Source organism: Kitasatospora sp. NPDC051914, from assembly GCF_040680995.1.
Lineage (GTDB): Bacteria > Actinomycetota > Actinomycetes > Streptomycetales > Streptomycetaceae > Kitasatospora.
In genome coordinates this window covers 1-21,596 of sequence record NZ_JBFAXX010000084.1, presented here as the reverse complement: position 1 = coordinate 21,596, position 21,596 = coordinate 1, and the positions used below count along the sequence as shown (strand labels likewise).

Genomic DNA, 21,596 nt, shown 5'->3' with positions numbered 1-21,596 from the left:
CACGTCCGGGGCACCGCCGCCAGGTGCCGTCCCCCACGGGGGCAGCACCGTCAGACCGGAGTAAAAGATCATGACTACAGCACCCCCTGCCGCCTCACGAGGCAGGGCCCTCCGCAGCCGGAGCGACAGCCGGCTCGGCGACAGCATCTTCTTCAACCTCTCCCGAGGGTCGGGCATCCTCCTGCTGGTCATCATGGCCGCCATCGCAGGCTTCCTCGCCTACCGCTCGGGCATCGCGCTGTCCAAGAACGAAGGCAACTTCCTCACCACCTTCGAGTGGAACCCGGACGCCCCCGAGCCGGTCTTCGGCATCGCCGTCCTGACCTTCGGCACCATCGTCAGCGCGCTGATCGCCATGGTGATCGCCGTACCGGTCGCGGTCGGCATCGCCCTGTTCATCTCGCACTACGCGCCGCGCCGCATCGCGCAGCCCTTCGCCTACCTGGTCGACCTGCTCGCGGCCGTCCCCAGCATCGTCTACGGCCTGTGGGGCGTGCTCTTCCTGGTCCCGCACATGGACGGCCTGACCGCCTGGATGGACCAGTACCTCGGCTGGACCTTCGTCTTCGACCAGACCCAGGCCGGCGTCACCCCGCGCAACCTGTTCACCGTCGGCATCCTGCTGGCGATCATGGTCCTGCCGATCATCACCGCGGTCTCCCGCGAGGTCTTCCGGCAGGTCCCGCGGATGCACGAGGAGGCGGCCCTCGCCCTCGGCGCCACCCGCTGGGAGATGGTCCGCACCGCCGTCCTGCCGTTCGGCCGGCCCGGCATCATCTCCGCCTCGATGCTCGGCCTCGGCCGCGCCCTCGGCGAGACCATCGCGGTGGCGATCGTGCTCTCCGCCAACAGCATCCTGTCGCTGCACGTCCTCGACCCCGGCGGCGGCACCTTCGCGCAGAACATCGCGCTCAAGTTCAACGAGGCCCAGCCGTTCGGCCGCGACGCCCTGATGGCTTCCGGCCTGGTCCTCTTCGTCATCACCCTGCTGGTGAACGGCGCCGCCCGACTGATCATCGCGCGCCGCAAGGAGTACTCGGGGGCCAACGCATGAGCGCCGCAACCACCGTCGCCGACGCGGCTCCGCAGATGCGCCGCGACCTGACCACCGCCCGGCTCCCCAAGTGGGCCCCGGCCGGCGTCGCCGTCCTCGCCACCGGCCTCGGCTGCGCCATCGGCGCCGGCGCCGGGCTCGCCAGCCACATCCAGTGGGGCCTGATCGCCGCAGCGCTCTTCGTGGTGCTGAGCTACGGGCTCTCCGCCCGCGTCGAGGGCCGCCGCCAGGCGAAGGACCGGCTGGCCACCTCCGTGGTCTGGGTCGCCTTCATCCTGGCCGTCGTGCCGCTGGCCGCGCTGACGATCTACACCGTCCAGCAGGGTCTGGAGGTGCTCGACGCGGACTTCCTGACGCACTCCATGAAGAACGTGATCTCCTCCGGCCCGGGCGGCGGCATCTACCACGCGCTGATCGGCACCCTGGAGCAGGTCCTGCTGGCCACCCTGATGGCCGCTCCCGTCGGCCTGATGACCGCCGTCTACCTGGTGGAGTACGGCCGCGGCACGCTCGCCAAGTGGGTCACCTTCTTCGTCGACGTGATGACGGGTGTCCCGTCGATCGTCGCCGGTCTGTTCATCCTCTCGCTCTGGAACATCATGCTCGGGTTCGACTACTCGGGTTTCTCCGGCAGCCTCGCACTGGCCATCCTGATGATGCCGGTCGTCGTCCGCTCCACCGAGGAGATGCTCAAGCTGGTCCCGAACGAGCTGCGGGAGGCCTCGTACGCCCTCGGCGTGCCCAAGTGGAAGACCATCCTGCGGATCGTGCTGCCGACCGCGATCGGCGGCATCACCACCGGCGTGATGCTGGCCGTCGCCCGCATCACGGGCGAGACCGCCCCGGTGATGATGCTGGTGTTCGGCGCGGACGCGATCAACAACGACCCGTTCAACGGACCGCAGCAGTCGCTGCCGCTGTACATCTGGCAGCAGTACTCGATGGTCAACAACGACTTCGGCTACGCCCGTGCCTGGGGTGCCGCGCTGGTGCTGATCTTCTTCGTGATGGGGCTCAACCTCGTCGCGCGGGGCATCGCCCGCTGGCGCTCGCCCAAGGGCGGACACTGACCCGACTGACGTACGAGACGAGAGAAGACGAAAGATCATGGCCAAGCGCATCGACGTCAGCGGACTGTCCGCCTACTACGGAGCCACCCGCGCCATCGAGGACATCTCGATGACCATCGAACCCCGCTCCGTGACGGCCTTCATCGGTCCGTCCGGCTGCGGCAAGTCCACCTTCCTGCGCACCCTCAACCGGATGCACGAGGTCATCCCCGGCGCCCGCGTCGAGGGCAAGGTGATGCTGGACGACGAGAACCTGTACGCGAGCAACATCGACCCGGTCGCCGTCCGCCGCTCGATCGGCATGGTCTTCCAGCGGCCGAACCCCTTCCCGACCATGTCCATCTACGACAACGTCGTGGCCGGCCTCAAGCTGGCGGGCGTCCGGAAGAAGAACGTGCTGGACGGCGTCGTCGAGAAGTCCCTCAAGGGCGCCAACCTCTGGAACGAGGTCAAGGACCGGCTGAACAAGCCGGGCGCCGGCCTCTCCGGCGGCCAGCAGCAGCGCCTCTGCATCGCCCGCGCCATCGCGGTCGAGCCCCAGGTCCTGCTGATGGACGAGCCCTGCTCGGCCCTCGACCCGATCTCCACCCTCGCCATCGAGGACCTGATCGGCGAGCTGAAGTCGCAGTACACCATCGTGATCGTCACCCACAACATGCAGCAGGCGGCCCGCGTCTCCGACCGCACCGCCTTCTTCAACCTGGCCGGCGTCGGCCAGCCGGGCAAGCTGATCGAGCTGGACGACACCCAGCGGATCTTCTCCAACCCGTCCGTCCAGGCGACCGAGGACTACATCTCCGGCCGCTTCGGCTGACCGGCCCGGGCTCCCCGGAGCCCCACCGAGCACTTCGCGGCGCTGCATGGCGGTGCCGCCGCGAAGTACGCAGGGCCCGCCCCCGTGATGTGGGGGCGGGCCCTGCACCCTTGTCGGGGCGGGTCCTGCGCGCGGCCTGCGCGTCAGAGGAACAGCAGGTCCACGACGCCGTACATCGCAGCGGCCACCAGGGCGGCCGCCGGCATGGTGATGAACCAGCCGAGCACGATGTTCTTGGCCACGCCCCAGCGCACCGCGCGGATCCGCTTGGTGGCACCCACACCCATGATCGCCGAGGTGATCACGTGGGTGGTGGAGATCGGCGCCGCGTAGACGAACGAGGTGATGTACATGACGGTCGACGCCGTGCTCTCGGCGGCGAAGCCCTGCGGCGGGTCCAGTTCGATGATCTTGCGGCCGAGCGTCCGCATGATCCGCCAACCGCCCGCGTAGGTGCCCAGCGACAGCATCGTCGCGCAGGAGATCTTCACCCAGATCGGGATGTCGCTGGTGCTCTGGTGCCCCGAGATGGTGAGCGCCATCACCACGATGCCCATGGTCTTCTGGGCGTCCTGCAGACCGTGCGCCAGCGCCATGGCGGCGGCCGAGGCGGTCTGCGCGACCCGGAAGTTGCGCTTGGCGCGGTGCGGGTTGGCCCGGCGGAAGATCCACAGGATGCCCAGCATCACCAGGAAGCCGCCGATCAGGCCGACCACCGGCGAGACCACCATCGGAATGATGATCTTGTCGACGACGCCGCTCCAGATCACCTCGGTGCCGCCCGCCAGCGCCGCACCCACCAGGCCGCCGAACAGCGCGTGCGAGGAGGACGAGGGGAGGCCGAAGTACCAGGTGACCAGGTTCCAGGTGATCGCGCCGACCAGCGCGGCGAACAGGATCGCCATGCCCTGGCTGCCGGAGGGCGTCTCGATGATGCCGCTGGACACCGTGTGCGCCACCCCCGAACCGAGGAAGGCGCCGGCGAGGTTCATGACCGCGGCCATCGCCAGTGCCGCCCGGGGGGTCAGCGCCCGGGTCGAGACCGAGGTGGCGATCGCGTTCGCGGAGTCGTGGAAGCCGTTGGTGTAGGTGAAGAAGAAGGCCACGCCGATGACGGCGATCAGTGCTGCCGTGTCCACGGAGGTCAGGACTCCTTGACCGCGATGGTCTCCACCGTGTTCGCCACGTGCTCGAACGCGTCGGCCGCCTCTTCCAGGACGTCGACGACCTGCTTCAGCTTGAGCACCTCGATCGCGTCGTACTGGCCGGAGAAGAGGTGCGCCAGCAGCTTGCGGTGGATCTGGTCGGCCTGGTTCTCCAGCCGGTTGACCTCGATCCAGTACTCGGTGAGGTTCTGCATCGAGCGCAGGTTGGGCATCGCCTCGGCGGTCAGCTCGGCCGCCCGGGCCAGCACCTCGATCTGCTGCTCCACGCCCTTCGGCAGCGTCTCGATGTCGTAGAGGACGACCAGGTCGACGGCCTCCTCCATGAAGTCCATGATGTCGTCCAGCGAGCCTGCGAGGCTGTAGATGTCCTCGCGGTCGAAGGGCGTGATGAAGGAGGAGTTCAGCTGGTGGAAGATCGCATGGGTGGTGTCGTCGCCGGCGTGCTCGGCGGCGCGCATGCGCTCGACGATCTCCGCGCGGGCCGACACGTCTGATCCCAGCAGTTCCAGCAGGAGCTTCGACCCGACGACGAGGTTCTCCGCTGCAGCGGCGAACATGTCGTAGAAGCTCGTCTCCTTCGGGGTCAGGCTAAAACGCACGGAAATCTCCGATGTGCGGGGTAGGGACTGAACGACTCTAGGCGCTCGTCGTCCCGGGCGTGCAAACGGGGTTGTCGATCCGGTTCCCCAGTCTGGCCGAACCCGGGCCCGTTTGCTCCTGCCGTGCACGGGGAGATCCGGGTCGCCGCCCGGACGGCGGAACACGCAGGAAGCCCCGGGTGTTGGACACTGGAGGTCCAGGGACGGCGAGCAGGAGACAGAGGCGGGCCGGATGACCACGATTCAGACGCGCACCGGGCACACCACCACCCCCGACACCGCGGCCGAGACCGACACCCCCGACACCGTGGCCGGGGGCGACGACATCACCGCCGAGGCGGGGGCGGCGCACCCGCACGGGCCGCACGGCTACAGCGCGCAGAAGAGCGAGCACCTCAAGCGGCTCCGCCGGATCGAGGGCCAGATCCGCGGCCTGCAGCGGATGGTCGACGAGGACGTCTACTGCATCGACATCCTCACCCAGGTATCCGCCGGCACCAAGGCCCTCCAGGCGTTCGCCCTCTCGCTGCTCGAGGAGCACCTGCGGCACTGCGTGGCCGCGGCCGCGGAGCAGGGCGGCGCCGAGCTGGACGACAAGGTCGCCGAGGCGACCGCGGCCATCTCCCGGCTGCTGCGCACCTGAGGGGCGGTCACCGGGCCGCGGCCGTACGGAAGCTCCGGCCGGCCGCGCCGGCCCGGTGGCTCCCGGTCGGAGGCCCGGGCCACGGCTCGCGTCGGCGGCCTGCGTGCGACGGGTTCAGTCCGCGGCGGCCGAGGCCCCAGGCCCGTCCGGCAGCGGCGCTGCCGGAACCCGGTCGAGCAGCACCCGGTCGATCTGCTCGGTGGCCAATTTCTCGTCGGAGCTGGCCGACGCGGCGATCATGAGCTCACCGGCCAGCTCGATCTCGTCGAGCGCGGTCTTGTCGTGGCCGCCCGCGCGGCCGTCCGAGGATGACACCTGCACCACCCCTCCAGCGCCGCCTCCCGGCCAGGGCGGCGGTACCCGCCTTCCAGGGTAGGGAGGTACGGGCCCGCACCGTATGGCACGGACGGGTCATCTCTTCGGCCACAGGCACTACGTGCCGTGGCCCGTCACTTGGCAGGCGCCGAGGCCTTGGGCGAGTAGATGTCGGAGGCAGCGGGCTCGGCGGCCTCCACCGGCCCGCCGAAATCGGCCAGTGCTGTGGTCGAGACCACCTTCACCTGGTCCTTGGCCTCCTTCGAACCGGCCACCCCGGCGAAGGAGAAGGTCTCCACCACCTTGCGCAGCCGGCCCTGGGCGTCCAGCCACGCCTCGTAGGGCACCTGCTTCACGGTGAAGGTCTGGGCGGCCATCCGCAGGCCGTCCGCGCCGCGGCCGCCGGTGGCCTCGGCGGCCTTGGCGAGGTCCAGGGTGCCCTTGTAGTGCTTCAGCTCGGTGCCGTCGACCGTCTCGGTGCCGACCAGCTCGGCGGACTCCGCCCCGCGCAGGGCACCCGCGGCACTGGCCGGGTCGGTCGCCCCGCTGCTGACCAGGTTGCCGTCCGGGAGCTGTCGGACGTCCAGCTTGACCCACTTGCCCGCGGGCACCTTCGCGCCGCTGTTCTGCAGGTAGACCGAGCCCGGCAGGACGACCTCCCGGATGGTGCCGGTGGTGGCCGCTCCGGGCGGCACGGTGATCTCCAGGGTGCCGATCCGCTTCACGTAGTCGTACCCGCCGGTGCCCTTGAAGACCGCCTTCTTGTCCGTGGACTCCGTGGTCAGCTCGGTGGTGGTCCGCGCCGAGCCCGTCCGGCCGGTGATGTCGGCGGCGGAGCGCACCGCCGTCAGCGGGTCCGCGGAGAGCACGTCCGCAGAGCCGCTCTGCGACCCCTCGCCGCCGCCGGAGCAGGCGGACAGGGCGGCGGCCAGCGCCACCGCCGCGGCGGCGGAACGGACGTGCTTCAGCTTCTTCACGATCGACACAACCCCCTCGGGCCCCGATGCCCGGCAAGCAGCCACCCCGGATGGGCAGAGCTCTCCAGGGCCCAACGAGCCGATGCCGTTCGGGTTACGGCCGTCCCGGCGTACGGAACCGGGCGCGCGCCCCTGCCGCCGGGCGATACGGTGAAGCACGTGCGCAGTGAGCTCCCGGCGGGGCCCGGAGGGGCCCCGTCCACCGTCCACCGGGTGGCGGTCGAAGAACGTGGATCGTTCTGTTTCGCCCATTGCAGCTGCGGCTGGTTCGCCCCGGGGCGGCGCTCCCGGGACCGGGCCCGGAGGGACGCCGACGACCACCTGCGCGCCGACGGGGACGACTGACCGCACCGGGGCGGGCGCAGGAGGATCAGGTGCCCGGGGCCGGGCGGGCAGGGCTCAGGCGGCCAGGTCGGACTCGGCGGCCGGATCCTCGGCCTCGGCGTGCTCGCGCCGGCGGCGGGAGCGCCCGGCACCGCCGCGGTCGCCGCGGCGGGCGGCGGTCACCAGCGGTGCGGCGGCCGTCCGGGTCAGCGCGTGGCAGAACGGGACGAGCACCGCCATCGCCAGCGGCGCCAGCAGCAGCACCACCGCGGTGGCCAGCGCGAAGCCGCCGATCACGTCGGTCGGGTAGTGCACGCCCACGTACATCCGGCAGAAGCCCTGCAGCAGCGCCAGCCCGCCGGCGACCAGCCCGAGCCGCCGGTTGACCAGCAGCAGGGCGACGGCGATGCCCATGGACATCGCGGAGTGGTCGCTGACGAAGGAGAGGGTGCCCTCCTTGCCCTCCACCAGGACCTCGAGCTCGGGGTGGTCGACGAACGGCCGGGGGCGGTCGACGATCGCGGAGATCGGCAGGTTCGCCACCTCCGCGATGGCCACCGCGAGCGGCGCCCAGAGCAGGCCGGCCACCGCCACCGGGGCGTCCGGCCGCTTGCGGGCCTGCAGCCAGGCGGTGATGCAGACGGCGGCGAGGCCGAGCAGGATGCCGTACTCGCCGATCCAGGAGACCGCGGAGTCCAGCCAGTCGGGGGCGGACTTCGCCATGCCGTTGACGGCCCGGAGCAGGCCCAGGTCGGGGTTGCCCGTGTCGGCGAGCAGCGTCGACACGCCGCACCTCCCTCTCTGTGTTCAGCGCACTGCGGGTGCTCCGTCAGCACCGGACACAACGTCGCGGGCAGGCCGCACGGTTCCACGGGAACCGCGCGTTACGGAAACTTGACCCACCGTCCACCGTCCGCCCACAGTCGGGCGCAGCGGCAGGTCAGCTGCCTGCCGGAGCCCGGCCGCCGCTGATCGTACCGTCGGCGTTGCGGACCGGGAGGGCTGCGGCCCCGTCCGGGGTGACCCGGGTCGCGCCGATGTAGTCGCGCTGGTCGATGCGGTCGTAGCGGATCACCGCACCGGTGTGCGGGGCGTCGATCATGTAGCCGCCGCCGACGTAGATGCCGACGTGGTGGATCGAGCGCGGGTCGTTGAGGTCGTTCGCGAAGAAGACCAGGTCGCCGGGGCGGAGCTGGTCCCTGGAGGGGTGCTCGCCGGCGTACCACTGGTCGTTGGCGACCCGCGGCAGGGTGATGCCGACGCTGGCGAACGCGGCCTGGGTGAGGCCCGAGCAGTCGAACCGCCCCTTCTGCGAGGGCAGGCCCTCGCCGCCCCACAGGTACGGCGTGCCGAGCTTGGTCTGGGCGAAGTAGATCGCCCCGGCGGCCTGCGAGGAGAGGCCGACGGCCGCCCGCGGTGCCGGGGCGGTGAAGCTGCGGGCGAGCGACTGGATGTTCTTCACGTAGCCCTGGGTCTCCCGGTACGACGGGATGCCGCCCGACTTGATGACCGCGTACGGGCCTGCGTTGTAGGCGGCGAGCATGTTCGCCTGGCGGTCGCCGGGGACCTTGGAGACGTCCTTGGCGAGGGCGCAGTCGTAGGTGGCGGCCGAGGCGATGGCGTCCGCAGGGTCCCAGATGTCGCGCCGGCCGTCGCCGTTGGCGTCGACCCCGTAGGTCGCCCAGGTGCCCTCCAGGAACTGCGCCATGCCGTACGCCTTGGCGGGGCTCTTGGCGGTCGGGTCGAATCCGCTCTCCTGGTACAGCTGTGCCGCGAGCATCGGGGGAGAGATCTCGGGGCAGAGGGTGCCCCATTTCTCGATCAGCGGACGGTAGGCGGCGGGCACCGTGCCGGAGGAGATCGCGAGGTTGTTGGCACCCGACCGGGGCGTGCCGCTGGCGGCGAACGTGCCCACCGTGACCAGGCCGACGAAACCGACCGTCACCACCGCTGCAGCGGCGGCCGCCGTGCCCGCTCTGCGGAGTACCATCTGCACCATCCCCGACGTGGCGTCAGTTGCGAGTGTCCCGGAAGCCGTTGCCCAGCGCAATCAACACAGATACGAAGAGTGAGCGGTATCCTTCGTACGGTGGACATCCTGTCGTACGTGTCCCATGCCTCACGACCAATCCGCGAGATATAGCCAAGTCGACATCAGATCTGGCCAAGAATAGGTCCTGCCCCTTCGCGAAGCCGTGCTCCGGGGCCTTGAATTTGCCTGATCGGGCGGTGAGATGGAATGAACCTGAGCAGCGTGGACAACAAGGTGGTCGGCTACCTGGCCGAGGACCCACCGAAGAAGGCCAACATCGACACCATCATCGGCGGCATCGCCCCGGACTGGGGGCCGTTCGCGAGCCTCGGCTCCGAGGCGCGGGTGATGGTCGAGGTCGTGATGGCGGTCGCCATCCTGGCCTGCCTCGCCATCGCGGTCTGGGGGGCCGCGAAGCAGCGCATCGGCGCCACCGCGATGCGGGACACGTTCAGCGCCGAGCAGGGCAAGGGACTGATCATCGCAGGATTGACCGGCGTGTTCATCATCGGATCGCTGGGCACCCTGTTCACCATTGTCTACGGCATGGCGATCTGACGATCGTACGGATCGGATAGTCATACCGGCAGGGCGGCCATGCGTCTCTGCCGGTGCAGTCGTGTTCGCGCTACCGGGGCCCCGCGGGGCTCCCCGCACCAGGAGGGCCGCCGTGCCGTTGTCCGACGACCAGCCGCACACCCGTACGCGGCTGCCGGTCGGCGAACAGCCCTCCCACCAGACCGCACGTCAGCCGAGACCCGTCCGCACCCTGCTGACCGTCCTGCTCGTGGTCACCCTGCTGGTGATCGCCATCTCCATCGCCAACCGCGGCAAACCCGACCCCTCCCCCGGCACCGGCGCCACCGGCTCCGGCGACAACGCCACACCCAGCGCCGCCGCCACCGCCCCGACCGGCACCCGGCCCGTCGACACCACCGCCAACGGCATCGCCAACGGCTTCCCGCACACCGACCAGGGTGCGCAGTCCGCCGCCGCCAACTACGCCACCGCCCTGGGCTCCGCGGAGATGTTCCAGACCGCCGCCCGCCACGGCATCGTCGACACCCTCGCCGACCCGACCGTCACCGACCGGCTCCAGCAGCGCCTCGACGCCGCCTTCACCACCGAGAACAACGCCCGCTTCGGCCTCGACGCCCAGGGCAAGGCCCCCAAGGGCCTCACCTTCGTCAGCCGGACGGTGCCCGTCGGCACGCGGACGACCAACTACGCCGACACCGCGACGAAGGTGGAGGTGTGGTGCACCGGGCTGCACGGCCTCGCCGGCGAGAGCTCGACCAGGCCCGTCGCCCAGGACTGGTACACACTCACCGTCACCATGCGCTGGAACGGCAGTGACTGGAAGGTGACCGACTTCGACCGGGCCGCGGGCCCTGCCCCCGTCCCGGGTGATCAGCAGGCCGCCACGGCCCAGGAGATCACTGACGCAGTCCAGAGGTTCGGAGGCTTCCGCTATGCGCGGTGACGGCTCGATGCGATTCTTCGTCCGCAGGGCCGGTGCGCTCGGCGGTGCCCTGGCGGCCCTTCAGACGACCGCCCTGATCACCGCCCAGCGGGTGTTCGCGGACCCGACGCCCTCGCCGTCGCCGTCGGCCTGTACGGGTCAGGGCGGTGCCGACTGGCTCGGCGGCAACAAGCTCTGCCCGCCGCCGGACGCGACCGTCATCCCCGGTACCGGAGCCGTCGGAACGGCGACCGACCCGCTCGGGTCGTTGGCCAAGGGGTGCGCGCAGGCGGCCGCCTGGGTGGTGCGCAAGCTGTCCGGGGCGATCGACGGCACCACGCAGGTGGACTTCACCAACGCCGCCTTCCTGCAGCAGTACGCGGTGGTCTTCGCCGGTTCGACCGTCATCACGCTGGTGCTGTGGCTGCTGGCGGTGACCAAGCGGGCGGTCCGCGGGGCCCCGCTGGGCCAGGCGATCTCGGAGGCGATCGGCTTCCTCTGGCTGACGGTGGTGGCCTCGGCGTTCACCCCGCTGATCCTCTACACGGTGGTCTCCGCCACGGACGGCCTGACGGCGGCGATCTCGGCCGGCACCAAGTCGGACACCGGCACCTACCTGGGCGGCTTCGCGGACACCCTGGAGAAGGGCACCCTCGGCGGCGGCCCGCTGATCCTGATCATCGTGTCGCTGGTGGCGGTGCTCGCCGCGGCGGTGCTCTGGATCGAGCTGCTGATCCGGGCGGCGATGCTCTACGTGGGTGCCCTGCTCGGCACGGCCGTCTACGCCGGGCTGGTCGACAAGCAGCTGTGGAAGCACGTCCGCCGCTGGGCCGGCCTGATGCTGGCGGTGGACCTGGCCAAGCCGATCATCGTGATCATCCTGGGCCTGGCCGGCGCGGTCGCCACCGGGGCCGGGGCGAACGACGACTTCGCCCGGGTGCTGTCCGGCCTGGCCATCCTCTTCCTGTCGATCTTCGCCAGTGCCGCCGTCTACCGCTTCGTGCCGGGCTTCGGCGACGAGCTGCAGCAGATGCGCCGGGCCCGGGCCAGCGCGGTGTCGGCCGGCTCGGCCATGATCAACGGCCCGGCGAACCTGGTGAAGCAGGGCATCTCCGCGCACGGTTCGCGCGGCGGCCCGCAGACCGCCAACGCCTCGTCCGGTTCGGGCGGCGGTTCGGTGGCGCCCGGCATCGCCGCGCACGCCGGCCGCACCCCCGGGCCGTCCGCCCAGCCCCCGGCTCCGGCCAGCAACCCCACGAAGGGAGGGTGACGGGTGAGCAGCGAACCGCTCGGCCAGTTCGGCGCCCAGTACGCCCAGCCGTACGTGCACCAGCGCCGCACCTATCTGATCGGCAAGTCCCGGCCGAACGCGCCGATCGGGCGCAACCGGGAGTCCGGCGAGATCGTGCTGATCATCTTCGGCGCCTTCCTCGGCATGATGTGGGGTCTGCTGATGCCGATCCTGCCGCTGCGGATCGCCGGCCTGGTGGGCCTCCCGCTGCTGGCGATCATGGCCGTCTACGTGCCGTACCGCCGCCGCACCTTCTACAAGTGGGTGGAGATCAACCGCACCTACCGGCGCACCGTGCGCAGCGGCCGGGCGGTCTGGAAGTCCGACGTGATCGACGCCGGCACCCGGTTGGACGGCCGCGAGGTGGAGGTCGGCCCGCCGCCCGGCGTCGGCCGGCTGCGCTGGCTCTCCGCGCCGTTCGGGCCGGACGAGGTGGGGGTGCTGATGCACCTGGAGCGCCGCACCGTCACCGCCGCGATCGAGATCGAGGGCCCGGGCGTCGGCCTGCGCGACTCGGAGGACCAGGAGGCGCTGGTCGACCGGTTCGGCACGCTGCTCAAGCACGTGGCCAACGGTGACGGCTTCGTGACCCGGCTGCAGATGCTGGCCCGGACGCTGCCCGCGGACCCGGACGCGCACGCCAAGGACGTGGAGCGCCGCGGCGACCACGGGGCGCCGCGCTGGCTCCAGGAGTCGTACGACCAGCTGCAGTCGATGGTGTCGACCTCCTCGGAGCAGCACCGGGCGTACCTGGTCGCCTGCATGCACTACACCCGCGACCTGGCGGCCGAGGCGCACGCGATGGGCCGCACCGCCGACGGGCGGCGGCAGCGCGACGACGAGGGCCTGGCGACGGTGATGGCCCGTGAGCTGACCGACATCTGCGCCCGGCTGGCCGAGGCGGACATCCGGGTCCGCCAGCCGCTGGGCCAGGCCCGGCTGGCCTCGCTGGTGCACTCGATGTACGACCCGGACCACCCGATCGACCACATCCAGGCGATGAGCCGGCGCAACGCCTGGCCGGCCGAGCTGGACGCCACGCACCCACAGTACCTGGAGGCGAAGACCCGGGAGTCGGCGACCCGCGAGCCCTGGTGCCACGCCACGGCCTGGGTCAAGGAGTGGCCGCTGACCCCGGTGGGCGTGAACTTCCTGGCGCCGCTGCTGGTGCACACCCCGGACGTGATCCGCACGGTGGCCGTCACCATGGACCTGGAGCCGACCGACGTCGCCATCGAGCGGATGCTCACCGAGAAGACCAACGACGAGGCGGAGGCCAACCGCGCCGCCAAGATGAACCGCACCGTCGACCCGCGCGACCTGGCCCACACCGGCCGCGTCGACCAGCGCGGCGACGACCTCGCCTCCGGCGCGGCCGGCGTCAACCTGGTCGGGTACATCACGGTCTCGGCCCGCAGCCCCGAGGCGCTGGCCCGGGACAAGCGGACCATCCGCGCCTCGGCCGGCAAGAGCTACCTCAAGCTGGAGTGGTGCGACCGCGAGCACCACCGGGCGTTCGTCAACACGCTGCCGTTCGCGACCGGCATCCGTCGCTGAGGAGGGGACACCGTGCTCGGCAACCTCACCGACGCCTTCACCAGCCTGATGTTCGGCAAGGTGGAGACCACCCGCCTGCCCGTGCGCACCTCCACCGGCCAGGCCCAGGCGGTCTACCTGCCGACGGCGGCGCCCGGCCTGGGCGACTCGGGCGTGATCATCGGCCGCGAGGTGTACAGCGGCAAGGGCTACGTCTACGACCCGTTCCAGCTGTACGGCCAGCAGCTGCCGGCCCCGCACTGGCTGGTGCTCGGCGAGTCCGGCAACGGCAAGTCGGCGCTGGAGAAGACGTACGTGCTGCGCCAGCTGCGCTTCCGCGACCGGCAGGTCGTGGTGCTGGACGCGCAGGGCGAGGACGGTGTCGGCGAGTGGAACCTGATCGCCAACGCGCTGGGCATAAAGTCGATCCGGCTCGACCCGATGGCGGCCCGCGACGGTGGCGTGAAGCTCAACCCGCTCGACCCGTCGATCACCACCACCGGCCAGCTGTCGCTGCTGCGCACCATCATCGAGGTGGCGATGGGGCGGGCGCTGGAGGAGCGGGCCGGCTTCGCGCTGAAGGCCGCGCACGCCCATGTGCACGCCACGGTGAAGGACCGCCAGCCCGTGCTGGACGACATCATCACCACCCTGCGCAACCCCGACCTGTCCTCGGTGGAGTCGCTCGGGGTCGGCGTCGGCGACGTGCAGTCCTGGGGCCTGGACGTCGCCCTTGTGCTGGACCGGCTGGTCGACGGCGACCTGCGCGGCATGTTCGACGGACCGACCACGGCCGGCATCGACCTGGACGCGCCGCTGATCGTCTTCGACCTGTCGCACATCGACCGGAACTCCATCGCGATGCCGATCCTGATGGCGATCGTCGGCGTGTGGCTGGAGCACACCTGGCTGCGGCCGGACCGGGTGAAGCGGATCTTCCTGGTGGAAGAGGCCTGGCACATCATCAACAGCCCCTTCGTGGCGCAGCTCTTCCAGCGGCTGCTGAAGTTCGGCCGCCGGCTCGGCCTGTCCTTCGTGGCGGTCGTCCACCACCTCTCCGACGTGGTGGACGGTGCGGCCGCCAAGGAGGCCTCGGCGATCCTGAAGATGGCCTCCACCCGCACCGTCTACATGCAGAAGGCCGAGGAGGCGAGAGCCACCGGCCGGGTGCTCGGCCTGCCCAGATGGGCGGTGGAGATCATCCCGACCCTCTCCCCCGGCATCGCCGTCTGGGACGTCAACGGCAATGTCCAGGTGGTGAAGCACATCATCACCGAGGCCGAGCGGCCGCTCGTCTACACCGACCGCGCCATGACCGAGGACGCCGTCGCCGAGCGCCAGCGCGCCGAACAGCAACTGGCCGCCGAGCCGCTGATCTGACCCGGCGGCCGGGGCCTCCGCACCCCGGCCGCCGGGCGTCACGCCCGCGGGTCGGGTGCGGGGTCCGTTCTCCACGCGGGCGACAGGGCACCCGATTACCCCCGATCAACATCCCGTCAGCAGTCGGAAACCCTCCCGTTACGTCAGAGGACCTGACAGCTACGCGCGTTGACTCTAGGCTTCACTGGTCATGCACAATGGCCCCGGCGTCGCCGGGCCCCAGACGGTGCGGGGGTACCCTCATGTCCACATCCGGTCGGACCGGCAGATACCGCCGGACGGCGCTCGCCGCCGCGGCGGCCGCCGGCCTCGTCGGCACGCTGCTCGTGCCGAGCGTCGCCGAGGCGCACGGCCACCACAAGCCGAAGGTCGAGGACCTCCAGCTCCTCGCCATCAACGACTTCCACGGCAACCTGGAGCCCCCGGCGGGCTCCTCCGGCACCATCAAGGAGGTCGACCCGGCGACCGGGCAGGTCGTCTCCACCCCGGCCGGTGGCGTCGAGTACCTGGCCACCGCCCTGCGCGAGGCCCGCAAGGGCCACCGCAACACCCTCACCGTCGCCGCCGGCGACATCGTCGGCGCCAGCCCGCTCCTCTCGGGCCTGTTCCACGACGAGCCGACCGTCGAGGCGATGAACAAGCTCGGCCTGGACGTCACCAGCGTCGGCAACCACGAGTTCGACGAGGGCGCCAAGGAACTGCTGCGCCTGCAGAACGGCGGCTGCCACCCGACCGACGGCTGCTACACCAAGGGCCGCAAGTTCAAGGGCGCCGAGTTCGAGTTCCTGGCCGCCAACGTCACCAACGAGAAGACCGGCCGCCCGATCCTCGACCCGTACTGGATCGCCAACGTGCACGGCGAGAAGGTCGGCTTCATCGGCGTCACCCTGGAGGGCACGCCGAACATCGTCACCGCCGCGGGCGTCAAGGGCCTCAAGTTCGGCGACGAGGTCGAGACCATCAACAAGTACGCGGCCCAGCTGAAGCGCAAGGGCGTCAACGCGATCGTCGCGCTGATCCACGAGGGCGGCTTCCCGGCGTCGACCACGTACAACTACGACTGCGGTGCGGGCGGCTCCGGCGTCTCGGGCCCGATCGTCGACATCGCGAAGAACCTCGACCCCGCGGTCGGCGCGATCGTCACCGGCCACACCCACAACGCGTACTCCTGCGCCATCCCGGACAAGAACGGCGTGCCGCGCTCGGTCACCAGCGCCGCCTCCTTCGGCCGCCTGTACACCGAGATCAACCTGCAGATCGACAAGCGCTCGGGTGCGATCGTCCGCCCGTCGGTCACCGCCGCCAACCACGTGGTGCGCCGCACCGTCGCCAAGGCGCCGGACATGACCAAGCTGATCGACGGCTACAACAAGCTGGCCGCCCCGATCGCCAACCGCCCGATCGGCTACATCTCGGCCGACATCAACGGCCGCGGCTCCGCCGACCTCGAGAAGCCGCTCGGCGACGTCATCGCCGACGCCCAGCTGGCCGGCATGGCTCCCGCCGACAAGGGCGGCGCCCAGATTGCCTTCATGAACCCGGGCGGCATCCGCTCGGACCTGGTCTACAAGGCCTCCGCGGCCGAGGGCGACGGCGTGGTGACCTACGGCGAGGCGTTCACCGTCCAGCCGTTCACCAACATGATGCAGGTCAAGACGCTCACCGGTGCCCAGATCGTCCAGCTGCTCCAGCAGCAGGTCAGCGGCCCGAACGACGCTGCGCCGAAGATCCTGCAGGTCTCCAAGGGCTTCACCTACACCCTGGACATGACCAAGACCGGCGCCGCCCGCGTGGTCGTCTCCTCGGTCAAGCTCAACGGCACCGCGATCGACCCGGCCGCCTCCTACCGGGTCGCCGCCAACGAGTTCCTGGCGGGCGGCGGCGACGGCTTCCCGGCCTTCGCCGCGGGCACCAACACCCTGGTCGGCCCGGCCGACCTGGAGCTGTTCAACGCCTACCTGGCCGCCAACAGCTCGGCCTCCGCGCCGCTGGCCGTCCCGGCCCGCGACCGGATCACCCTGGTCGGCCCCGGCACCGACAAGGACTGACGCACCGCCGGCACGAGCCGCGGAGGGCGGGGCACCTGAGGGGGTGTCCCGCCCTCCGCCGTTCCCCGGTCACTCCGGGCGGTCGGGCTGCCCGGGCAGGACGACGCTCGCCAGCGCTCCCGGGCCGCCGTCCGCCGCGGGGCCGAGGGCCACCTCGCCGCCGGTGTCCCGGACGGTCTGCGCCACGATCGACAGCCCCAGCCCGGAGCCGGGCAGCTGCCGCGAGGACGGCGAGCGCCAGAACCGGTCGAAGACGTACTGCAGCTCGTCCTGCGGGATGCCCGGGCCGTGGTCGCGGACGGTCAGCCGGCCGTCGATCAACGACACGTCCACGGCGCCGCCGGGCGGGCTGTACTTCACCGCGTTGTCCAGCAGGTTGATCACCGCCCGCTCCAGCGCCGCCGCGTCCCCGTGCACGTACCAGGGGTGGACGGCGAGGTTGAAGACCAGGCCGGGCCCGCGCAGCCGGGCCCGCTCCACCGCCCGCCCGGCGATCTCGTGCAGGGCGACCACGGCGAGGTTCTGACCGGGCTTCGGCGAGTCGGGGCGGGACAGCTGCAGCAGGTCGCCGATCAGCAGGGTCAGTTCCTGCATCTGGGCCTTCATGTTGCCGAGCAACCGGGTACGGGTGTCCGCCGGCAGCGGGCGCCCGGTCTCGTCGCTGCGGATCAGCAGGTCGACGTTGGTGCGCAGCGAGGTCAGCGGGGTGCGGAGTTCGTGCCCGGCGTCGGCGATCAGCCGGGTCTGCCGTTCGCGGGAGTTGAGCAGCGCGGTGGACATCGAGTTGAACGAGGTGGACAGCCGGGCGATCTCGTCCTTGCCGTGGACGGGGATGGTGGTGCCGACCTCCTCGGTGCGGGCGATGTGCTCCACCGCGTCGCTCAGCCGGTCGACCGGCTTGAGCGCCGACCGGGCCACGATCCGTCCGGTGAACCCCGCGCCGACCACTCCGGCCGCGGCCACCCCGGCGAGGATGTAGGCGAGCTGCCGCAGCGAGTCCTGGACGCCGGTGATGTCCTGCGCGGTCAGCATGATCGCCGGTTCCTGGGACTGCACGATGTAGACCTTGGACACCCGCACCATGGCGGGCCTGCCGCTGACGAACGCGCCGTCCCGGAAGCGGACGGTGTTGTCCGGCGCTGTCAGGATCGAACGGTCGGCGGGGTCGGTCTCGATGGCCTTGGTGGCGCCGATCGGCAGGCATACCGCGCCGGTGGCGGTGACCAGCTGGTTGTCCCAGCGGTTCGGTCCTCCGCCGCGCTCCGGCCCGCCCCGGTCGGGGTGGGTGGCGTCGAAGAGCGCTTTGGTGGCGAGCGACTTGGTCAGTGCCTGCTGGGGCGTGGTCCCGCAGTTCGGGAGGGTGTCACCGGTGAGCTGGCCGTTGGCGATGGTCCGGAAGTCGTACGGCGCCGCGCGGAGGTTGTCCTTCACCTGCTGGTAGAGCCGGTCCCTGACGAGGAACCAGCAGGCCAGGGCGGACAGGGCGATGGCCACCGCGACGGCGGCGGCGGTGAGTACGGCCAGCCGGCTCCGCAGCGACCGGCCGCGGAACCACCCCGTGAGCCGGCCGACCGCCTTCACGCTGCCGCGCCGCTGGCGGGCCGCAGCGCGTAGCCGACGCCGCGCACGGTCTGGATGAGCCGGGGCATGCCGCCCTGCTCGGTCTTCCGCCGCAGGTACATGACGTAGACGTCGAGCGAGTTGGAGGACGGCTCGAAGTCGAAGCCCCAGACGGCCTTGAGGATCTGCTCCCGGGTCAGCACCTGCCGCGGGTGGGAGAGGAACATCTCCAGCAGCATGAACTCGGTGCGGGTGAGTTCGATCGGCCGGCCGGCCCGGGTGACCTCGCGGGTGGCGGTGTTCATCCGCAGGTCGGCGAAGGCGAGCACTTCGTCCTCGTCCTCGGCGGAGGCGGCGCGGGCGGCGGCCTCGCTGGCGAGGGCGCTGCGGCGGAGCAGGGCGCGGACCCTGGCGAGGAGTTCGTCGAGCTCGAAGGGCTTGGCGAGGTAGTCGTCGGCGCCGACGTCGAGGCCGGTGACGCGGTCGCCGACGGCGTCCCGGGCGGTGAGCATGAGCACCGGGGCGGTGTCGCCGCGGGAGCGCATCCGGCGCACCGCGGTGAGGCCGTCCATCCGCGGCATCATGATGTCGAGCAGGACCAGGTCGGGCTTGTCGCGCTCGACCGCCTCCAGAGCCTCGAAGCCGTCGGTGGCGGTGGTGACCTCGTAGCCCTCGAAGGCGAGGCTGCTCTCCAGGGCGTCCCGCAGGGCGGGCTCGTCGTCGACCACCAGGAGCCGGGCGGTGCTGCTGCCCGCGGGCTCGGCGGGGATGCGGTCGTCGGCGGGGGGCGTCATGGGCTCGGGCCCTTTCTGGCTTTCGTGGGGGCGGTGGCGTGGGGGGTGCTGCCATTGTCCTGCGGGAGGTGCTTTCCCGCGGGAGTGTGCGGTTACAGGTTCTGGCCGGACTGCATCTTCGACAGGACCTGCTTGACGTCGTCGATCGGGATGGCGAAGCCGAGGCCGACACTGCCGGCGGTGCTGGAGCCGGCGGTGGAGTTGGAGCCGCTCGCCGAGTACATCGCGGAGTTGATGCCGATGACCTGGCCGCTGGCGTTGATCAGCGGGCCGCCGGAGTTGCCCGGGTTGAGTGCGGCGTCGGTCTGCAGGGCCTTGTAGGTGGCGGAGTCGCCGGAGGCGGCGGACCGGCCTTCCAGGCCGGGCAGCCTGGGGAAGCCGAAGCCGCCGTTGCCGCGGGTGGAGCCCTCGTCGACCTGGACGGTGACCTCGCGGTTCTCGGCGCTGATGATGCCGGAGGTGACGGTGCCGGTGAGGCCCTCCGGGCTGCCGATGGCGACGACCGGGTCGCCGACCCGGACGGTGTCGGAGTCGCCGAGGACGGCCGGGGTGAGGCCGCTGACGCCGGAGGCGGTGATCACGGCGACGTCCAGCGACTTGTCGGTGCCGGTGACGGTGGCCTGGGCCGTCCTGCCGTCCTGGAAGGTGACGGTGGCCTGTCCGCCGTCCACGGCGCCGGCGATCACGTGGTAGTTGGTGAGGATCCGGCCGTTCGCGGTGAGGACGACGCCGGTGCCGGTGGCGGTGCCGCTGCCGTCCTTGACGGTGATCTGGACGACGCTGGGGGAGACCGCGCCGGCGATCGCGGTGACGTCGGCGGTGCCGTCGGCCTTCGCGGCGACCGGGGAGACCAGGGTGCTGGAGGCGCTGCTCCCGCCGTCCCCGGCCCGGGCGACGGTACCGCCGACGACCCCGCCGAGCAGGGCCGCGCCGGCGGCGACGGCCGCGGCCAGGGCGAGCCGTCCGCGCAGGAAGCCGCGGCGGGCGTGCGCGCCGGGGGAGGACGTCGGGGGCACCGCACCGGGGCCCTCGGGCGGCGTGGGCGGCTCGGGGGCGTCCGCGAAGGCCGCAGCGTACGGCGGGGCCTGCCCGTCGGCGGCGGGGTCGGCCGGTCCGTACCCCGTGGCCTGCTGTGCGTCGGCGAGGTGCGCGGTCGGCGGGTGGGCCGGCTGCCCGGGGTGGGCGGAGGGCCACACCAGGTGGCCGTCGGGGGTGCGGTACGGGTCGTCGCTGCTGCGGTACTGGTCGCTCATGGCAACCACGTTCCGCCCGCCGCATGAACGGTTGATGAGAACGCGCTCAGAACGCTCCGAGAAGCCCGTCAGGTTCTCATAAAGCCTGGTCAGGCAGTGGGCGCGGGCTCCTCGCCGGAGCAGCCGCAGGAACGCCGCACGACCAGGCGCGATTCGAACTTCCGCACCCGCTCGGTGTCCGATCCGGGCACCATCAGCGAGTCGTCGAGCACCAGGTCGACGGCGGCGCGGGCCATGGCGTCGCGGTCGGAGGCGACGGTGGTCAGCGGCGGGTCGGCGAGGGCGGCCTCGGGCACGTCGTCGAAGCCGGCGACGGCGAGGTCCTCGGGCACCCGCAGGCCGACCTCGCGGGCGGCCCGCAGCACGCCGATCGCCTGGTCGTCGGTGGAGCAGAAGATCGCCGGCGGGCGGTCGGGCGAGCGCAGCAGCTCCAGCGCGACCTCGTAGGCGCCGTACCGGTGGAAGGGGGCGTCGACCAGGTGCTGCTCGGTCGGCAGGCCGTGCGCGGACATGGCGCGCTGCCAGCCCTCGACGTGGTCGATGACCGGGTCGCCGGGCGCGGGGGACTCGACCGGGCCGCCGAAGCAGACCACGTACGGGTGGCCGTGCACCTCCAGCAGGTGGCGGACGGCGAGCTCGGAGCCGCCGACGTCGTCGGTGACCACGGCGACGTCGTCGATGGCCTCGGGCCGGCGGTGCAGCAGCACGACCTTGGCGCCCTCCATCGCGGCGAACTCCTCGGCGGCGCGCTGCGAGGGGCCCTGGCTGACCAGGATCAGACCGGCCACCCGCATGCCGAGGAAGGCCCGGACGTAGTGGACCTCGCGGTCGTCGACGTAGTCGGAGTTGCCGATCAGGACGAGCTTGCCGCGCTCGGAGGCGGCCCGTTCCACGGCGTGCGCCATCTCGGCGAAGAAGGGCTGCCGGGCGTCGGGGACGACCATGCCGATCAGGTTGGTGCGGCGCGAGGCCATCGCCTGGGCGACGCTGTTCGGCCGGTAGCCGAGCTGCTCGATCGCCGCGAGGACCTTCTCGCGGGTCGCCGGGGCGACCGGGCGGGGTCCGTTGTTGATCACGTAGCTGACGACCGCGGTCGAGGTCCCAGCCAGTCGGGCTACATCGTCGCGCGTCACCTTGGCCACGGAGGGAGTCTACGCGGGTGGCAGGTCGACGGTAGGAGGAGTCTCACGTACCGGCCGGTCGGTCGTGCCGGTACCCGCCCCTATCCGGACAAGCCGGGCGGGGGGGGGCCGCGGGGGCCCCCCCCCCCCCCCCCCG

The 21,596-nt window shown here is 71.5% G+C and carries 20 protein-coding genes; 10 read left to right on the top strand and 10 right to left on the bottom strand.

Features of this window, described 5'->3' with window-relative positions:
* The first annotated feature begins 70 nt into the window (after window positions 1-70).
* Genes pstC through pstB form a run of 3 tightly spaced genes read left to right on the top strand, consistent with a single transcriptional unit; the run spans window position 71 to window position 2,938 of the window.
* A complete protein-coding gene (gene pstC / locus AB0M03_RS35415) occupies window positions 71-1,054 on the top strand; it encodes a phosphate ABC transporter permease subunit PstC (protein WP_363499645.1) in 984 nt (327 codons plus the stop codon).
* Between the two features lie 35 nt (window positions 1,055-1,089).
* The gene (pstA, locus tag AB0M03_RS35410) at window positions 1,090-2,124 is read left to right on the top strand and encodes a phosphate ABC transporter permease PstA (RefSeq protein WP_363499658.1); all 1,035 of its coding nucleotides are present in this window, start codon (window positions 1,090-1,092) and stop codon (window positions 2,122-2,124) included.
* 37 nt (window positions 2,125-2,161) lie between these two features.
* Entirely contained in the window at window positions 2,162-2,938 is a 777-nt protein-coding gene (gene pstB / locus AB0M03_RS35405) for a phosphate ABC transporter ATP-binding protein PstB (RefSeq protein WP_363499643.1), read from the top strand.
* Window positions 2,939-3,081: 143 nt separating this feature from the next.
* On the opposite strand, the gene AB0M03_RS35400 is transcribed toward pstB, so the two are convergent.
* Complete coding sequence (locus AB0M03_RS35400) at window positions 3,082-4,077, bottom strand: inorganic phosphate transporter (protein ID WP_363499641.1); 996 nt, start codon at window positions 4,075-4,077, stop codon at window positions 3,082-3,084.
* A 5-nt stretch (window positions 4,078-4,082) separates the two neighbouring features.
* Window positions 4,083-4,703, bottom strand: a complete 621-nt coding sequence (locus AB0M03_RS35395) for a DUF47 family protein (protein WP_363499639.1) — start codon at window positions 4,701-4,703, stop codon at window positions 4,083-4,085.
* Between the two features lie 232 nt (window positions 4,704-4,935).
* Here AB0M03_RS35395 and AB0M03_RS35390 point away from each other — a divergent pair, with 232 nt between their 5' ends.
* Entirely contained in the window at window positions 4,936-5,346 is a 411-nt protein-coding gene (locus AB0M03_RS35390; RefSeq protein ID WP_363499637.1) for a metal-sensitive transcriptional regulator, read from the top strand.
* Between the two features lie 114 nt (window positions 5,347-5,460).
* Here the strand turns inward: AB0M03_RS35390 and AB0M03_RS35385 are convergent, their stop codons facing one another.
* The 4 genes from AB0M03_RS35385 to AB0M03_RS35370 all read right to left on the bottom strand — a co-directional run bounded on the left by AB0M03_RS35385 (window position 5,461) and on the right by AB0M03_RS35370 (window position 8,952).
* Entirely contained in the window at window positions 5,461-5,661 is a 201-nt protein-coding gene (locus tag AB0M03_RS35385; protein ID WP_363499635.1) for a hypothetical protein, read from the bottom strand.
* Window positions 5,662-5,795: 134 nt separating this feature from the next.
* Entirely contained in the window at window positions 5,796-6,638 is an 843-nt protein-coding gene (locus AB0M03_RS35380; RefSeq protein ID WP_363499633.1) for a hypothetical protein, read from the bottom strand.
* 399 nt (window positions 6,639-7,037) lie between these two features.
* Complete coding sequence (locus AB0M03_RS35375) at window positions 7,038-7,748, bottom strand: phosphatase PAP2 family protein (protein ID WP_363499631.1); 711 nt, start codon at window positions 7,746-7,748, stop codon at window positions 7,038-7,040.
* 154 nt (window positions 7,749-7,902) lie between these two features.
* Window positions 7,903-8,952, bottom strand: coding sequence for a bifunctional lytic transglycosylase/C40 family peptidase (locus AB0M03_RS35370; RefSeq protein WP_363499629.1), 1,050 nt, complete (start codon window positions 8,950-8,952; stop codon window positions 7,903-7,905).
* 249 nt (window positions 8,953-9,201) lie between these two features.
* Here AB0M03_RS35370 and AB0M03_RS35365 point away from each other — a divergent pair, with 249 nt between their 5' ends.
* The 6 genes from AB0M03_RS35365 to AB0M03_RS35340 all read left to right on the top strand — a co-directional run bounded on the left by AB0M03_RS35365 (window position 9,202) and on the right by AB0M03_RS35340 (window position 16,711).
* Complete coding sequence (locus AB0M03_RS35365; protein ID WP_363499627.1) at window positions 9,202-9,552, top strand: hypothetical protein; 351 nt, start codon at window positions 9,202-9,204, stop codon at window positions 9,550-9,552.
* 112 nt (window positions 9,553-9,664) lie between these two features.
* Window positions 9,665-10,477, top strand: a complete 813-nt coding sequence (locus AB0M03_RS35360) for a hypothetical protein (protein ID WP_363499625.1) — start codon at window positions 9,665-9,667, stop codon at window positions 10,475-10,477.
* A gap of 7 nt (window positions 10,478-10,484) precedes the next feature.
* Entirely contained in the window at window positions 10,485-11,726 is a 1,242-nt protein-coding gene (locus AB0M03_RS35355; protein ID WP_363499623.1) for a hypothetical protein, read from the top strand.
* Window positions 11,727-11,729: 3 nt separating this feature from the next.
* On the top strand, window positions 11,730-13,304 hold the full coding sequence (locus AB0M03_RS35350) for an SCO6880 family protein (RefSeq protein ID WP_363499622.1): 1,575 nt from the start codon (window positions 11,730-11,732) through the stop codon (window positions 13,302-13,304).
* A 48-nt stretch (window positions 13,305-13,352) separates the two neighbouring features.
* A complete protein-coding gene (locus tag AB0M03_RS35345; protein WP_363499656.1) occupies window positions 13,353-14,663 on the top strand; it encodes an ATP-binding protein in 1,311 nt (436 codons plus the stop codon).
* A 242-nt stretch (window positions 14,664-14,905) separates the two neighbouring features.
* Complete coding sequence (locus AB0M03_RS35340; RefSeq protein WP_363499620.1) at window positions 14,906-16,711, top strand: bifunctional metallophosphatase/5'-nucleotidase; 1,806 nt, start codon at window positions 14,906-14,908, stop codon at window positions 16,709-16,711.
* A 69-nt stretch (window positions 16,712-16,780) separates the two neighbouring features.
* Here the strand turns inward: AB0M03_RS35340 and AB0M03_RS35335 are convergent, their stop codons facing one another.
* The 4 genes from AB0M03_RS35335 to AB0M03_RS35320 all read right to left on the bottom strand — a co-directional run bounded on the left by AB0M03_RS35335 (window position 16,781) and on the right by AB0M03_RS35320 (window position 21,460).
* Complete coding sequence (locus AB0M03_RS35335) at window positions 16,781-18,292, bottom strand: HAMP domain-containing sensor histidine kinase (protein WP_363499618.1); 1,512 nt, start codon at window positions 18,290-18,292, stop codon at window positions 16,781-16,783.
* On the bottom strand, window positions 18,289-19,065 hold the full coding sequence (locus AB0M03_RS35330) for a response regulator transcription factor (RefSeq protein ID WP_363499616.1): 777 nt from the start codon (window positions 19,063-19,065) through the stop codon (window positions 18,289-18,291). Before AB0M03_RS35330 ends, AB0M03_RS35335 begins: the two co-directional genes overlap by 4 nt.
* A 92-nt stretch (window positions 19,066-19,157) precedes the next feature.
* Window positions 19,158-20,318 carry a trypsin-like peptidase domain-containing protein gene (locus tag AB0M03_RS35325; RefSeq protein ID WP_363499614.1) on the bottom strand — a complete coding sequence of 387 codons (1,161 nt, stop codon included), beginning with the start codon at window positions 20,316-20,318 and terminating at the stop codon, window positions 19,158-19,160.
* Between the two features lie 89 nt (window positions 20,319-20,407).
* Window positions 20,408-21,460, bottom strand: a complete 1,053-nt coding sequence (locus AB0M03_RS35320; protein ID WP_363499612.1) for a LacI family DNA-binding transcriptional regulator — start codon at window positions 21,458-21,460, stop codon at window positions 20,408-20,410.
* Window positions 21,461-21,596 lie beyond the last annotated feature (136 nt).

Bases quoted from the DNA above. Each gene is read 5' to 3' on its own strand.
- AB0M03_RS35355 (WP_363499623.1), top strand. From the start codon at position 10,485: ATGCGATTCTTCGTCCGCAGGGCCGGTGCGCTCGGCGGTGCCCTGGCG.
- AB0M03_RS35325 (WP_363499614.1), bottom strand. From the start codon at position 20,318: ATGAGCGACCAGTACCGCAGCAGCGACGACCCGTACCGCACCCCCGAC.
- pstB (WP_363499643.1), top strand. From the start codon at position 2,162: ATGGCCAAGCGCATCGACGTCAGCGGACTGTCCGCCTACTACGGAGCC.
- pstA (WP_363499658.1), top strand. From the start codon at position 1,090: ATGCGCCGCGACCTGACCACCGCCCGGCTCCCCAAGTGGGCCCCGGCC.
- AB0M03_RS35370 (WP_363499629.1), bottom strand. From the start codon at position 8,952: ATGGTACTCCGCAGAGCGGGCACGGCGGCCGCCGCTGCAGCGGTGGTG.
- AB0M03_RS35330 (WP_363499616.1), bottom strand. From the start codon at position 19,065: ATGACGCCCCCCGCCGACGACCGCATCCCCGCCGAGCCCGCGGGCAGC.
- pstC (WP_363499645.1), top strand. From the start codon at position 71: ATGACTACAGCACCCCCTGCCGCCTCACGAGGCAGGGCCCTCCGCAGC.
- AB0M03_RS35365 (WP_363499627.1), top strand. From the start codon at position 9,202: ATGAACCTGAGCAGCGTGGACAACAAGGTGGTCGGCTACCTGGCCGAG.
- AB0M03_RS35345 (WP_363499656.1), top strand. From the start codon at position 13,353: ATGTTCGGCAAGGTGGAGACCACCCGCCTGCCCGTGCGCACCTCCACC.
- AB0M03_RS35390 (WP_363499637.1), top strand. From the start codon at position 4,936: ATGACCACGATTCAGACGCGCACCGGGCACACCACCACCCCCGACACC.
- AB0M03_RS35340 (WP_363499620.1), top strand. From the start codon at position 14,906: ATGTCCACATCCGGTCGGACCGGCAGATACCGCCGGACGGCGCTCGCC.